At 70.5% G+C, this 13,607-nt stretch carries 12 protein-coding genes and 2 tRNA genes; 4 read left to right on the top strand and 10 right to left on the bottom strand.

What is annotated here, in order from left to right:
• The first annotated feature begins 23 nt into the window (after nt 1–23).
• Entirely contained in the window at nt 24–857 is an 834-nt protein-coding gene (locus AB0M80_RS14510; protein WP_364563870.1) for an aldo/keto reductase, read from the top strand.
• A 75-nt stretch (nt 858–932) separates the two neighbouring features.
• On the opposite strand, the gene AB0M80_RS14505 is transcribed toward AB0M80_RS14510, so the two are convergent.
• From AB0M80_RS14505 to AB0M80_RS14485, 5 genes are all read right to left on the bottom strand, one after another.
• Complete coding sequence (locus tag AB0M80_RS14505) at nt 933–1,772, bottom strand: SAM-dependent methyltransferase (RefSeq protein ID WP_364563867.1); 840 nt, start codon at nt 1,770–1,772, stop codon at nt 933–935.
• Nucleotides 1,773–1,912: 140 nt separating this feature from the next.
• Complete coding sequence (locus AB0M80_RS14500) at nt 1,913–3,013, bottom strand: hypothetical protein (RefSeq protein ID WP_364563865.1); 1,101 nt, start codon at nt 3,011–3,013, stop codon at nt 1,913–1,915.
• Nucleotides 3,014–3,077: 64 nt separating this feature from the next.
• The gene (locus AB0M80_RS14495; protein WP_364563862.1) at nt 3,078–3,440 is read right to left on the bottom strand and encodes a DUF4180 domain-containing protein; all 363 of its coding nucleotides are present in this window, start codon (nt 3,438–3,440) and stop codon (nt 3,078–3,080) included.
• A complete protein-coding gene (locus AB0M80_RS14490; protein WP_364563859.1) occupies nt 3,437–3,691 on the bottom strand; it encodes a hypothetical protein in 255 nt (84 codons plus the stop codon). Before AB0M80_RS14490 ends, AB0M80_RS14495 begins: the two co-directional genes overlap by 4 nt.
• Nucleotides 3,688–4,113, bottom strand: a complete 426-nt coding sequence (locus AB0M80_RS14485) for a helix-turn-helix domain-containing protein (RefSeq protein ID WP_364563857.1) — start codon at nt 4,111–4,113, stop codon at nt 3,688–3,690. Before AB0M80_RS14485 ends, AB0M80_RS14490 begins: the two co-directional genes overlap by 4 nt.
• Before the next feature lie 156 nt (nt 4,114–4,269).
• Between AB0M80_RS14485 and AB0M80_RS14480 the strand changes: the two genes are divergently transcribed.
• A complete protein-coding gene (locus AB0M80_RS14480) occupies nt 4,270–4,680 on the top strand; it encodes a hypothetical protein (protein ID WP_364563855.1) in 411 nt (136 codons plus the stop codon).
• Between the two features lie 64 nt (nt 4,681–4,744).
• On the opposite strand, the gene AB0M80_RS14475 is transcribed toward AB0M80_RS14480, so the two are convergent.
• The 3 genes from AB0M80_RS14475 to AB0M80_RS14465 all read right to left on the bottom strand — a co-directional run bounded on the left by AB0M80_RS14475 (nt 4,745) and on the right by AB0M80_RS14465 (nt 7,337).
• A complete protein-coding gene (locus AB0M80_RS14475; protein ID WP_364563853.1) occupies nt 4,745–4,909 on the bottom strand; it encodes a hypothetical protein in 165 nt (54 codons plus the stop codon).
• Nucleotides 4,910–5,035: 126 nt separating this feature from the next.
• Nucleotides 5,036–5,578, bottom strand: coding sequence for a type 1 glutamine amidotransferase domain-containing protein (locus AB0M80_RS14470; protein WP_364563851.1), 543 nt, complete (start codon nt 5,576–5,578; stop codon nt 5,036–5,038).
• A 148-nt stretch (nt 5,579–5,726) separates the two neighbouring features.
• Nucleotides 5,727–7,337, bottom strand: coding sequence for a SpoIIE family protein phosphatase (locus AB0M80_RS14465; protein WP_364563848.1), 1,611 nt, complete (start codon nt 7,335–7,337; stop codon nt 5,727–5,729).
• 139 nt (nt 7,338–7,476) lie between these two features.
• Between AB0M80_RS14465 and AB0M80_RS14460 the strand changes: the two genes are divergently transcribed.
• Nucleotides 7,477–12,159 (top strand): HAMP domain-containing protein, encoded by a 4,683-nt coding sequence (locus AB0M80_RS14460; RefSeq protein WP_364564768.1) that lies wholly within the window; start codon nt 7,477–7,479, stop codon nt 12,157–12,159.
• On the opposite strand, the gene AB0M80_RS14455 is transcribed toward AB0M80_RS14460, so the two are convergent.
• Nucleotides 12,114–12,184 (bottom strand) — tRNA-Gly (locus AB0M80_RS14455). The genes AB0M80_RS14460 and AB0M80_RS14455 overlap by 46 nt on opposite strands.
• A 79-nt stretch (nt 12,185–12,263) precedes the next feature.
• Between AB0M80_RS14455 and AB0M80_RS14450 the strand changes: the two genes are divergently transcribed.
• Nucleotides 12,264–12,340 (top strand) — tRNA-Pro (locus AB0M80_RS14450).
• A gap of 667 nt (nt 12,341–13,007) precedes the next feature.
• Here AB0M80_RS14450 and AB0M80_RS14445 read toward each other — a convergent pair.
• Nucleotides 13,008–13,607 carry an LppA family lipoprotein gene (locus AB0M80_RS14445; RefSeq protein WP_364563845.1) on the bottom strand — a complete coding sequence of 200 codons (600 nt, stop codon included), beginning with the start codon at nt 13,605–13,607 and terminating at the stop codon, nt 13,008–13,010.

Here is a 13,607-nt window from a genome sequence, read left to right as displayed (position 1 = left end):
ACCACCCACCGAAAGGAACCCTCGTGACCAGCGTGCCCGTCATCGAACTCAACAACGGCGTACGGATGCCGCAACTCGGCTACGGCGTGTTCCAGGTCCCGGACGACGAGACCGCCACCGCCGTGAAGGCCGCCCTCGAAGCGGGCTACCGCAGCATCGACACCGCTGCTGTCTACGGCAACGAAAAGGGCGTCGGTCAGGCGATCGCCGAGTCCGGTATCCCCCGCGACGAGCTCTTCGTCACCACGAAGCTGTGGAACGCCGCCCAGGGCTACGACTCGACGCTCAAGGCGTTCGACGCCAGCATGGCCCGGCTGGGCTTGGAGCAGCTGGACCTCTACCTGATCCACTGGCCGACCCCGGCGCGCGACAAGTACCTCGACACCTGGAAGGCGTTCGAGAAGCTCCACGCCGACGGCCGCGTCCGCGCGATCGGCGTGTCCAACTTCCAGGCCGCCCACCTCGAGCGTCTGCTCGACGCCGCCAACGTCGCCCCGGCGGTCAACCAGGTCGAGCTGCACCCGTACCTGCAGCAGCTGGAGCTGCGCGAGTTCGACGCGAAGCACGGCATCGCGACCGAGGCGTGGAGCCCGCTCGCCAAGGGCGGCAGCCTGCTCGGCGACCCGGTGATCGCCGAGCTCGCGGTAAGGCACAGCCGCACGCCGGCGCAGATCGTGCTGCGCTGGCACCTGCAGCTGGGCAACGTCGTGATCCCGAAGTCGGTCACGCCGTCCCGGATCGAGGAGAACTTCGACGTGTCCGGGTTCACCCTGACGGAGGAGGAGATGGAGTCGCTGACCCCGCTGGACCGCGGCGAGCGCACCGGCCCGGACCCGGACACCTTCAACGCCGCCTGAGCGCACCTTCGAAAGTCCGTGAATGTCACCTTGAGGGACTTGGCGTCCCTCAAGGTGACATTCACGGCTTTGCGGTCACTGCTTGCGGGCGACCCCGCCCAGCGTCAGGAAGTTGAGTTCGCCCAGCGGGTGCAGGCGGGGGCCGTCCGGCCACCATTCGTGCAGGTAGACCAGCCCCGGCCGGAGCAGCTCGGTGCCGTCGAAGAACGCCGCGATCTGCTCGCGCGTGCGGTGGACGCTGCCCAGCCCGGTGCCCTGGAAACTGGTCTCCAGCAGCCGGGTCAGCTCCTGGCGAGGAGAATCCTCCTCCGGGTCGAGGTTGTGCGTGAGCAGCAGGAACGACCCGGGTGCGAGCGCGTCGACGTACTCCGCGACGATCGCCTTCGCGCGGTCGTAGTCGTCGATGTGGTGGACGACCGACGTGAGGATCAGCGCCACCGGGCGCGAAAAGTCGAGGTACTCCTTGACGACCTCGTCGGCGAGGGTTTCGGCGGGCCGCGTCAGGTCGGCGCCCGTGACGTGGGTCAGGTAGTTCTCCTCGAGCAGCGCCCGGCCGTGCACCTGCACCAGCGGGTCGTTGTCGACGTACACCACCTGCGCGTCCGGGTTGTACCGCTGCGCCACCTCGTGGGTGTTCTCCGCGGTCGGCATGCCGGACCCCAGGTCGAGGAACTGGTCGATGCCGCGCTTGCCGGCGAGGAACCGCACCGCGCGCACCAGCCAGTCCCGGTGCTCCTTCGCCATCACGCGCGCGCCGGGCGCGATGGCCAGCAGCCGCCGCATCGCTTCCCGGTCCACCTCGTAGTGGTCGTGCCCGCCGAGCAGTGCGTCGGACAGCCGGGCCAGGCTCGCCTTGCTGAAATCGAGGGCGGCCGCACCGCCCTCGGTTCCGGACCGCAGGTCGCCAGGCGTCATCGGCTGTTCTCCCACTCTGCGCGTGGCGACGACGCCCCTGCCCGGGCTCGCTCACCGTGTCCGGCGACGGACAGTGCTCAGATTACGACATGCGGTGCACCAAGTGAACCGGGCACAAGGGCCTTGCCTGCCAGGGAGAACTACCCGAACTTGAGTTCCCGCCAGCTTTGTCCCCCATCCGTGGTCCGATACAGGGCGGAGCCACCGTAGGCGTCCGGCTGGCCGTCGACGACGACCCCGGTGCCGCGGCCGGGGAAGTCCAGATCGGTCAGCGCGAAGCCGCGTTCGGTCAGCGCGAGCGTCGTCCAGGTGCGGCCGCCGTCGGCCGTGCTGTGCAGGAAGCCGACGCCACCGCCCACCGCCGCGACCGTCGCGGACGTCGGCGAGGCCGCGTCGAAGCCCTGGTTGATGCCGGCGAACGGCGCGGCGACGACCTCGCTGAACCTCCCGCCGAGCTGCGGGGCGTGCCGCAGCTGCCGCTCGGTCGAACCGGGCGACGGCGAGCCGGGACTGCTGCTGCACAACGCCACGACCTGCCGTTCGCGGACCCCGGCGAGCGAGGCGACCGACCCCTCGGGGCACGGCGGATCGGCCGGGCTGAACCGGACGCCGTCGCGGGAGGTCCAGTACTTCTCGGTGCCGTAGTCCGCGCCGAGCGCGACCTGCAGGCCGCCGCCGACGGCCAGGTCGCCGTAGGTGAGGCCGCCGGTGACCGCGAACCCGGGCACTGGGGCCAGCACCGGCGAGCCGGCGGCCCCCGAATACAGCCGGGTCGAGCCGCGGCCCTCGCCGTAGCTGGTCAGCATGGCGAAGACGCGGCCACCCGTTTCGGTGATCTTCGACAGGTAGTACGGCTCCCGCGCGCCGGTCAGGGTGACCGGGTACCAGGTGGTGCCGCCGTCGCGGGTCGTGCGCACGTGGACGCCGTCGCTGACGTACGCGACGCGGTCGCCGAAGACCCGCAGCGCGACGTGGTTGTGGTTGTCCGGCAGCGCCATCGGCGGCGCTCCCAGCCGCCGCCAGTGCCGTCCGGCGTCGGTGGTGCCCAGCAGCGCCGGGCACCACGACTTCGCGCACGGCGAGTACCCCAGGACGTACCCGGTCTCCGGGCCGGTCCAGCTCGTCGACGCGGGCCGGAATCCCTGCGGGACCCGGATTACGGCCGCCGTCGCGGGCGAGGCGAACGCGGCCAGCAGGGCGAGGACGGACACCAGCAGCGCCGAGCGCCGGGGAGTTCTCATGATCACCTGGACGTCTCGCGCGGGGCCGGGGTTGCCCACCCCGGGCGGAGTTCGGCCGGGCGGCTCAGCGCGGTGCGGCCAGCCGGGCGTCCAGCTCCGCGACGTCCGCCACGAACCAGACGTCCTTGCCGCGGTTCGATTCCCGCACGACGTCACGGAACACGGTGCTCGCTTCGACGTGCCGGCGGACGTCGCCGAGCAGCACCAGCCGGTAGCCGTACTGGACGATCTTCGAGAAGAAGTGCCCGATGAGCTTCGCCTTCATGTCGAAGAACCGCGCGGGAAACCGCTCGACCGGCACGACGAGGACGTCGACGGCCTGGCCGTAGGTGGCGCCGATCAGGTCGACGGCGTCCTGCTCGGTGCCGAGCTCGGAGCCCTCGGCGGGCTCGAACCACACCCTCGTGCCGTGGCGCTGCTCGATCACGGTCGTGCTCCTTCCAGGAACGGGACCACCGATCCGGCCCAGCCGGGCAGGAAGTGCCCGGCGTCCCCGGCCAGCCGCACGTCGGCGCCGGGCAGGGCTTCTCGCAGCTTCGCCGCCGCGTCGCGCTGGTCGAGGAGGACGTCGTGCGCGCCGAAGCGCCGCTCGGACGGCACGGGCCAGCGGTCCAGGAGTGCGTCGTAGCGTTCGCGGACCGCTGCCGCCCCGGCCGCCGAACGGTAGACCGCGGTCACGGCAGGTTCTCCGTCACCGAGGCCACCCAGCGCAGCAGGTCGGCCCCGGCGGCCAGGTCACCGAGCACGATGATCTTCATGGTGGAGCGCTCCCCGTCGTAGATGGTTTCGACGCGCAGGGGCCGCTCGCCGCCGTCCCGCGGCCCGTTCACCGAGGCCACGACCATGGTCGCGATCCGGTCGGCTGCCGCCCGGTCGACGCCGCCGATCTCGGCGACCCCCGACAGCTCGGCGGTCGGGGCCGCGGCCCGCTCGGCGACCGGCAGCCCGGTGAAGGCCGCCAGGTCCTCGGCCGTGATCCGGTACTGCTTGCCGATCCGGACCGCCTTCAGCCGGCCGTCCCGCACGTAGTTCCGGACCGTCCGGACGTGCAGGCCGAGCTGCGCGGCGACCTGTTCGACGGAGAAGACGTCCTGCGCCATGACCCTCCTTGAGTTCCTCAAACTACCCTATCACGCCCACCCGAGGGGCAGTTTTGGGAACATGCGGTTCGCTCACCCGGGTGACGGGTATTCCACGGTGTTGTTCCCGCTCGCCAGATACGTCCACATCGGACAGTCGAAAGGACGGCGCCGACGATGCCGTACCCCCCGCCCCCGGAACCGTACGGAACGCCGTACGAGCCCGCACCGGCCGAAGAAATCGTGGAGCGCACCCACCCGCGCATCCGCGTGGTGCGCACGATCAACGCCCTCATCCACCTCGTCTGCGCGGTGTTCGCGCTGGTCCTGGCCGTGCACATCGTGCTGGTGCTGGGCGAGGCGAACTCGGCGAACGGCTTCGCGCACCTGATCTCGGAATGGTCGTCGGGTGTCTCGCTCGGCCTGCGCAACCTCTTCACGCCGGACTCGGAGAAGCTGCGGACGTTCCTCAACGACGGCCTCGCCGCCGTCATCTGGCTCGTCATCGGCGCCATCCTGACCGACGTCATCACCCGCATCGGCGTGCCCGGCCCCAAGCGGGTCTGGTACCGGCGCAGCTACCGCTGAGCCCTCGGTTCCCCGGCACGAAGAAGGCCTCCCCGGACTCGGGGAGGCCTTCTTCGTGGACTTTCTAGAGCTGGGCCTGGTCGGCACCCGGTTGGACGGGCTCCGGTTCGGCTTCGGGCCCGGCCGGGTCGGCGGGCTCGCCGCCGCGGGGTACGGGAACGCCCTCGGCGGCGATCGCGTCGAAGTGTTCACGGCACCAGCGGCCGTAGCGCCTTGCCTGCACAGTCATCGCGTTCACCTCCTCTCCACGGGCGGTCCTGGCGTATCCTCAGCGTCCTCCGCCGGGATGCCGAAAGCCAACAGATTTAAGCGGGACTTAACACACGATCGGGTGAACGTCTACAAAGGACACCGGTCAGCCCGCGAACTCCCGCACGACCGTCCGGCAGAACGCCGGCAAGTCGTCCGGATTGCGGCTGGAAACCAGGCCGTTGTCGACCACTACCTCTTCGTCGACGACTTCGGCGCCGGCGTTACGCAGGTCGGTCCGGATGCTCGGGTACGACGTCAGCCGGCGGCCACGGACGACATCCGCTTCGACGAGCGTCCACGGACCGTGGCAGATCACGCCGACCGGCTTGCCGGCGCGCACGAAGTCGCCGACGAACTTGACCGCGTCGGGGCTCGTGCGCAGGTTGTCGGGGTTCATCGTGCCGCCGGGCAGCAGCAGGGCGTCGAAGTCGCCGATCCCGACGTCGGCGACCTTCCGGTCCACCGGGAACCGGTCGCCCTTGTCGATGTCGCCGTTCATCGCCTGGATCTCGCCGGTGTCCAGCGACACCAGCTCGACCGTCGCGCCCTCGTCGAGGACGGCCTGGCGCGGCTTCTCCAGCTCGACCTGTTCGACGCCGTCCGCGGCCAGGATCGCGACCCGGCGTCCTTGCAATGCGTTCGCCATGAGGCTCCTCCGTCGGGAACAGGGGGCGGTGCACCGGGGGAATTACCCCCTGGACGCCCGGCCAAACCCAGTCCAAAGAGGACTGTGACCTCCGGGGCTCCGCCCCGGGCCGGGGGCTCCGCCACCCGGACCCCCCGAACGAAATCAGTCAGTCGGCGCACTCGATGGCCAGCACGGCGATGTCGTCGTGGGCGGAGCTGCCGAGCCAGTCGCGCACGGCCTGACGCAGCCGCCGCACCACCTCGCGGGCCGGCTCGCCCGCCGCGGCCGTGAGCACCGCGCGCAGCCGGTCGTCGCCGAAGAGCTCCGTCTGGTTGTGGCGGTTGCGGGCCTCGGTGATGCCGTCGGTGTAGAGCAGGCAGACGTCGCCGCGCTCCAGCCGCACCTCCGCCTCGGCGAACCGGGCCTGCGGCGAGATGCCGACCAGCGTGCCCGGGACGGTGACCTCCTCCACCACGCCCGACCGGCGGACGATCAGCGGCGCCGGGTGGCCGCCGGAGGCCAGGGTCAGGCCCACGCCGCCGTCCGACGGCCGGGCGGTGCCGAGCACGAGGGTGGCGAACCGGCTGCTGCCCCCGGCGATGAGCAGCTCGTTGAGCAGCCGCAGCAGGGTGCGGCCGTCGCGTTCGACCATGGCGAGCGCGGACAGCGCGTGCCGGACCCGGCCGGTCAGCGCGGCGGCCTCGGGGCCCTTGCCGCAGACGTCGCCGAGCACCAGGAACGCGCTGCCGTCGTCGTGGGCCTGGACGTCGAAGAAGTCGCCGCCGACCGCGAGGACCCCGCCCGCCGGCTCGTACCAGGTCTCGAACCGGGCGCCGTCGAGCTCCGGCGGGTCGACCGGGCGCAGTGTCGTCTCCAGGCCGCGCGTCGCCTCTTCCTGCCGGGCGTAGCGCTGGGCGTTGGCCAGCGCCGTCCCGGCCGCCTTGGCGAACTCGATCACCGCGCGGGGCTGCTCGGCGCCGAACGCGGGCTCGCCGCGGCGGCCCAGCAGCAGGGCGCCGGTGACCCCGGCGCTCGCGCTCGGCCCGAGCGAGACCACGGAGACGTCGGCGTGCCCGGCGAACCGGTCGGCGACGACCGACGGCAGCGTGGCGACCTCGGCCGCGGGCACGGGGGCCGGCTGGGGACGCCCGGCGGCGAAGGTCGCCGCCAGCACCGGCGCGAGCTGGGCCGGCACCCGCCGGATCCGGCCGTGGCCCTGCGCGGCCGGGCGCTCGCAGCTCCACCACTCCCACCGGCCGCGGGTGGTCGGCAGCAGCACGAAAACGGTTTCGGCCAGCGCGGACGCGGCCAGCTCGGCGATCACCCTGGCCGTGCCGTGGCGCCCGTGCGCGGCGGCCAGCCGGGGGCCGGCCTCGGCCAGGAAGTCACCCACGTGCCGCCGCGGGACGTCCTCGGCGGACACGGTCCAGGCGTGCCAGCCGCCGGGGAGGGCGCGGATCCGGGCCGGGTGGCGGCGCCCGGCCACCTCGACGTGGGCCAACCCCTGCTCTGCGGGGGTCCGGGTGGCGGAGCCCCTGACCCGCGGCGAAGCGGCGGATATCACGGCCTGTTCCGCGTGCAGCTGCGGCTCGGCGTCGCCGGTCAGCTCCCGCGCCGCCGGGTTCGCCCAGCGCACGACTCCGGCGGTGTCCTGCAGGAACACCGCGTCGCGCACGTCTTCGAGGACCGCCCGGCCGAACGCGTCGAAGCCCGGCGGCCCGCCGTCACCGGGCATCGGCGGCAGGGCCGCCGACGCCGGGGCCGGACGTGACACCATGCACGGACCTCCTGCCTCCGGACTGCTGTCGCACGGCTACCGCGTGAGCGGGCGGGCTGGCTCGAAGTGTAGGGCGAAGCATGGCACGCTGGGTCGACGACCACGCCTGGTGCATGCGTGGTGGAGAGGGTCGGCACACATGACAACGGAATCCCAGAGCGAAGCGGCCGCGCTGGAGCGGGTGCTCGTTGCGGTGCGGGATCTCGGGGACGGCAACTTCCGCCGGCGGCTCGTTCCGCACGGCGACGGCATCTCGGCGCAGCTCGCTGTCGCGTTCAACGACATCGCCGAGCGCAACCAGCGGCTGGTCAGCGAGCTGCTGCGGGTGCGCGCGGCCGTCGGGCAGGAAGGCAGGCTCAGCGAGCGGCTGGAGGGCCAGGTCGGCCCCGGCGGCTGGACCACCGCCGTCGACGCCGTGAACGGCCTGGTCGAGGACCTCACCCGGCCGGCGATCGAGCTGGAGCGCGTGCTCGGCGGGGTCGCCGACGGCGACCTGTCCCAGCCGATGACGCTGACCCTCGACGGGCGCCCGCTGCGAGGCGCGTACGCCACGCTGGCGAGGACGGTCAACGGCCTCATCGCGCAGCTGTCGAGGTTCGCCGCCGAAGTGACGAGGCTCTCCCGCGAGATCGCGGGTGAGGGACGTCTCGGTGGCCAGGCGGTCGTCCCGGGCGTGTCGGGCACCTGGCGCGACCTGACCGACTCGGTCAACTTCATGGCCGACAACCTCACCGAGCAGGTCCGCAACATCGCCCAGGTCACCACCGCCGTCGCGCGCGGCGACCTGACCCAGAAGATCAACGTCGACGCCCGCGGCGAGATCCTCGAGCTCAAGAACACCATCAACACGATGGTCGACCAGCTCTCGGCGTTCGCCGACGAGGTCACCCGCGTCTCCCGCGAGGTCGGCTCGGACGGCAAGCTCGGCGGCCAGGCCCAGGTGCCGGGCGTCGCCGGGACGTGGCGTGACCTGACCGACTCGGTCAACCTGATGGCCGACAACCTGACCGACCAGGTCCGCGGGATCTCCCAGGTGGCGACCGCGGTGGCCACCGGTGACCTGACGAAGAAGATCGAGGTCGACGCCCGCGGCGAGATCCTGCAGCTGAAGAACACGCTGAACACGATGGTCGACCAGCTCTCGGCGTTCGCCGGCGAAGTCACCCGGGTGGCGCGCGAGGTCGGCAGCGAGGGCAAGCTGGGCGGGCAGGCCGAGGTGCCCGGCGCGGCCGGGACGTGGCGCAGCCTCACCGACTCGGTCAACCAGATGGCCGACAACCTCACCGACCAGGTCCGCAACATCTCGCACGTGACCACGGCCGTGGCGAAGGGCGACCTGACGCAGAAGATCACCGTCGACGCCCGCGGCGAGTTCTTCGAGCTCAAGACGACCATGAACACCATGGTGGACCAGCTCTCGGCGTTCGCCGACGAAGTCACCCGGGTGGCGCGCGAGGTCGGCACCGAGGGTCAGCTGGGCGGGCAGGCGCAGGTCCCCGGCGTCGCCGGCACCTGGCGCGACCTCACCGGCTCGGTGAACTTCATGGCGAACAACCTGACCACCCAGGTCCGGAACATCGCCCAGGTCGCGACCGCCGTCGCGCGCGGCGACCTGACGCAGAAGATCGCGGTGGACGCCCGCGGCGAGATCCTGGAGCTCAAGAACACGCTGAACACGATGGTGGATCAGCTGTCCGCGTTCGCGGACGAAGTCACCCGGGTGGCGCGCGAGGTCGGCACCGAAGGCAAGCTCGGCGGCCAGGCCACCGTGCCCGGCGTCGCCGGGACCTGGAAGGACCTCACCGACAACGTCAACTCCATGGCGAACAACCTGACCGACCAGGTCCGGAACATCGCCCAGGTGACGGCCGCGGTCGCGAAGGGCGACCTGACGCAGAAGATCACCGTCGACGCTCGCGGCGAGATCCTCGAGCTCAAGACGACGCTGAACACGATGGTGGACCAGCTGTCCGCGTTCGCGGACGAAGTCACCCGGGTGGCGCGCGAAGTCGGCACCGAAGGCATCCTCGGCGGCCAGGCCCGCGTCCGCGGCGTCGCGGGCACGTGGAAGGACCTCACCGACAACGTCAACGTCATGGCCGACAACCTGACCGACCAGGTGCGCAACATCGCCACCGTGGCGAGCGCGGTGGCCAACGGCGACCTGTCGAAGAAGATCCGCATCGAGGCCCAGGGCGAGGTCGCGGCGCTGGCCGAGACGCTGAACGGCATGGTCGAGACGCTGCGCGCGTTCGCCGACGAGGTCACCCGCGTCGCCCGCGAAGTCGGCACCGAAGGCATCCTCGGCGGCCAGGCCCGCGTCCCCGGCGTCGCCGGGACCTGGAAGGACCTGACCGAAAACGTCAACTTCATGGCGCACAACCTGACCAGCCAGGTGCGCAACATCTCGCAGGTGACCACCGCGGTCGCGAAGGGCGACCTGACGAAGAAGATCGACGTCGACGCCCGCGGCGAGATCCTCGAGCTCAAGACCACGATGAACACGATGGTCGACCAGCTCTCGGCGTTCGCATCCGAGGTCACGCGTGTGGCGCGCGAAGTCGGCACGGAGGGCAAGCTCGGCGGCCAGGCCGAGGTCGACGGCGTGTCCGGCACCTGGCAGCGGCTCACCGAGAGCGTGAACCAGCTGGCCGGGAACCTGACCACCCAGGTCCGCGCCATCGCGCAGGTGGCGACCGCGGTGACGGCCGGCGATCTGACCCGGCACATCACGGTCGACGCGTCCGGCGAGGTCGCCGACCTCAAGGACAACATCAACCAGATGATCGCGAACCTCAAGGAGACGACGAGGACCAACCGCGAGCAGGACTGGCTGAAGACGAACCTCGCGCAGCTGTCGGGGCGGATGCAGGGGCACCGCGACCTGGCGTCGGTCGCCGCGCTGATCCTGTCCGAGCTGGCCCCGCTGGTGCGGGCGCAGCAGGGCGCGTTCTTCCTGGCCCGCGAAGACGACCGCGACGGCACGGTGCTCGAGTGCATCGCCGCGTACGGGCTGGCGCAGTCCCGCGCGGGACTGCGGTTCGCGATGGGCGAGTCGCTGATCGGCCAGGCCGCCGTCGACCAGCGCACGATCCTCGTGCACAACGCGCCGCCGGAGTACGCGCTGATCTCGTCCGGGCTCGGCTCGGCGGCGCCGGTGAACCTCATCGTGCTGCCGGTGCTGTTCCAGGGCGAGGTGCTCGGCGTGCTGGAGCTGGCCTCGGTGAACGAGTTCAGCACGGTGCACCAGGACCTGCTGGAGCAGCTGCGGCACACGATCGGCGTCAACGTCAACACGATCCTGTCGAACTCGCGGACCGAGGCGCTGCTCACCGAGTCGCAGCGGCTGGCGCAGGAGCTGCGGGCCCGGTCCGAGCAGCTCCAGGCCCAGCAGGGCGAGCTGCGGCGGTCCAACACCGAGCTCGCCGAGAAGGCCGCGCTGCTGGCCCAGCAGAACCGCGACATCGAGGTCAAGAACAGCGAAATCGAGCAGGCCCGCCAGGAGCTGGAGGAACGCGCCGGGCAGCTGACGGTGGCGTCGCAGTACAAGACGGAGTTCATGGCGAACATGTCGCACGAGCTGCGGACGCCGCTGAACAGCGCGTTGATCCTGGCGAAGCTGCTGTCGGAGAACCCCGAAGGCAACCTGACGGAGAAGCAGATCCAGTTCGCGAAGACGATCTACGCGGCCGGGTCGGACCTGCAGCAGCTGATCAACGACATCCTCGACCTGGCCAAGGTCGAGGCGGGCCGGCTGGACATGCAGATGTCCGACATCACGCTGCCCGAGCTGGTCGATTACGTCGAATCGCTGTGCCGGCCGCTGACCGCGGACAAGGGCCTCGACTTCGCCGTCCACATCGACCCGCCGGTGCCGGGCAGCGTCCACACCGACGAGCACCGGCTCCAGCAGATCCTCCGCAACCTCCTGTCGAACGCGGCGAAGTTCACCGACGAGGGCGGCGTCCGGCTGCACATCCGCGCCGCCGACCCGGCCGAGGTGGAGCAGGAGGCGCTCCGGAACGCGCCGGGCATCATCGCGTTCGCGGTCGAGGACACCGGGATAGGAATACCGGAGGAGAAGCTGGCGGTCATCTTCGAGGCGTTCCGCCAGGCGGACGGCACGACCAGCCGCAAGTACGGCGGCACCGGCCTGGGGTTGAACATCAGCCAGCAGCTGACCGAGCTCCTGGGCGGCGAGCTGCGCGTGGTGAGCGAACCGGGCGTCGGCAGCACGTTCACCCTGTACCTCCCGGTGGCGGCGGCCAACCTGGTCGACCCGGTGACGGCGTTGTCCTCGCCCCGGCTCCCGGCGGTCCCGAGCACGGTCCGGGTGGCAGCGCCCGACCTCGCCCCGAAGCGCTTCCACGGCGAAAAGGTCCTGATCGTCGACGACGACCTCCGCAACGTGTTCGCGTTGGCGGCGGTCCTGGAGCAGGCGGGCCTGGAGGTGATCTACGCGGAGACGGGCGTCGACGGCATCCGCGCCCTCGAGCGCAACGAGGACACGGCCCTGGTCCTGATGGACGTGATGATGCCGGAACTCGACGGAAACGCCACGATCGCAGCCATCCGAGCCGAGGCGGCCAACGCCGACCTGCCGGTGATCGCGGTCACAGCCAAGGCGACCGCGGAGGACCGAGCCCGCACCCTGGCCAGCGGCGCGGACGACTACATCACCAAACCGGTGGACACGGACAAACTGCTGGACGTGATAGCGGCCAAACTGGAAGCCGACGCCGCATCGACTCGCGACGCCGGCCCTGCAGCCAACGGAGCGGGTGACGGGAATCGAACCCGCGTAGCTAGTTTGGAAGACTAGGGCTCTACCATTGAGCTACACCCGCGTGCCCCCGAGGTACCCGGGTGCATCGCCAGCTTAGCGTGACCCGCTAGGCTGATCGCACACCCCCCTGGGGGTGGACCCGGGATGTGGCGCAGCTTGGTAGCGCATCCGCTTTGGGAGCGGAGGGTCGCAGGTTCAAATCCTGTCATCCCGACCAGATAGTCTTCTTTCACACCACGCCCGACGAGCAGATGCTCGCCGGGCGTGTTTGTGTGCGCACGTTCCGTGATGGCGACGCGCTCGCCGAACGTCGCCACGAGAACGTCAGACGGGCGGGCGCGGTCGGTGGTGGGTCGACTGGCCCTGCATGCGTTGGTCGCGTCAGAGGCGATCCGGGACGCCGGATCTGGGACCGCAGATGGTGCGGCGAGCCGGATGGTCTCCCCCACCTCCAGCAAGGCGGCGAACGGCTGCGTGAGGTCGGCCCGCTCCACACTGCTGTCCTGCCCGATGTAGAGCTTCTCGAAGAACCCCTGGTTGATCTGCCTCCTGATGTTGTTCGGCGCGCTGAGGTAGGCGGCCTCGCAGTGGCTGGCTGCGGCCAGCGCTCCGCCCAGGGTGGCTTCGACGTCGGCCGTGACGACCTGGGCGGCCTTGATCTCACCGTCAGCCTCAGCAAGCGCGCGAGTTAGCCGCTTCATCTCGGAGGCCAGGAGGTCTTGCGGGATGGCCAGGTGCCCGCCCCTCCCGCGACGAGGCTTGCGGGATGGTGAAGCTATTATCGAACCCGAGGCATACCTTTGGACTTTGCCCCCCGTCCAAGTCCGCCACCCCCTGATTCTTCGACCAGTTGTCCGTTGTGGCAGGTCGGCTCGTCAGGCTTGCTATCGTTGCGTGGTCGGGCTCGCGCCGATCCGCCCCTTTGCCTCAGTGGTCAGGTGGCAGCCCGTTTCGATTGAGATGACCGTGGTCGTGCCTGACGACAGCGTCAGCGTTGCTCCGTACTGGTCCCGCAATTCGAACTCAAACGTGGGCGGCTTGTTTGTCTGCAGCCCTGGTTTGCTGAACCCGTAGCCATTGCCAACATCCGCTGCGATGCGCTTCGCGCCAGCCCACTGCTCGACGGAGATACCTTTGGGCGCGGTAATGAAGCTAAGGAACGTGCGAACCGCGTCACGGCTGTCGACGCCCGGGAATTCATTAGCGCAGCCTGACTGACGACCGTCGTGCTTGTCGATCCAGCCGGTGATGCTGAGCTCGTTCGTTAGCTTCGTTTGCAGCGTCTTGCGGGCTTCTTCGTAACGGGCGACGGCTTCGTCAATCGTCGGCCGCCGGAGGAGTTCGGCGTACTGGTGCTGGCTGGGCACTGGTGTCTCCGATGACGGTGTTCCGAGGTATTGACCGCCGTCATCGCAGGCCGCGAGCAGTAGGGCGCCCGCGGCCATCGCGGCGGCCAGCAAGGTTCTGGTGGGCATGGAGGTCAT

The sequence above is a fragment of the Amycolatopsis sp. NPDC051045 genome, from assembly GCF_040682955.1.
Lineage (GTDB): Bacteria > Actinomycetota > Actinomycetes > Mycobacteriales > Pseudonocardiaceae > Amycolatopsis.
Note: the sequence above shows the minus strand (reverse complement) of the source record. Positions and strands in the feature narration are given on the sequence as shown.

Bases quoted from the DNA above. Each gene is read 5' to 3' on its own strand.
- AB0M80_RS14475 (WP_364563853.1), bottom strand. From the start codon at position 4,909: ATGACTGTGCAGGCAAGGCGCTACGGCCGCTGGTGCCGTGAACACTTC.
- AB0M80_RS14460 (WP_364564768.1), top strand. From the start codon at position 7,477: ATGACAACGGAATCCCAGAGCGAAGCGGCCGCGCTGGAGCGGGTGCTC.
- AB0M80_RS14505 (WP_364563867.1), bottom strand. From the start codon at position 1,772: ATGACGCCTGGCGACCTGCGGTCCGGAACCGAGGGCGGTGCGGCCGCC.
- AB0M80_RS14445 (WP_364563845.1), bottom strand. From the start codon at position 13,607: ATGACCTCCATGCCCACCAGAACCTTGCTGGCCGCCGCGATGGCCGCG.
- AB0M80_RS14465 (WP_364563848.1), bottom strand. From the start codon at position 7,337: ATGGTGTCACGTCCGGCCCCGGCGTCGGCGGCCCTGCCGCCGATGCCC.
- AB0M80_RS14480 (WP_364563855.1), top strand. From the start codon at position 4,270: ATGCCGTACCCCCCGCCCCCGGAACCGTACGGAACGCCGTACGAGCCC.
- AB0M80_RS14470 (WP_364563851.1), bottom strand. From the start codon at position 5,578: ATGGCGAACGCATTGCAAGGACGCCGGGTCGCGATCCTGGCCGCGGAC.
- AB0M80_RS14485 (WP_364563857.1), bottom strand. From the start codon at position 4,113: ATGGCGCAGGACGTCTTCTCCGTCGAACAGGTCGCCGCGCAGCTCGGC.
- AB0M80_RS14500 (WP_364563865.1), bottom strand. From the start codon at position 3,013: ATGAGAACTCCCCGGCGCTCGGCGCTGCTGGTGTCCGTCCTCGCCCTG.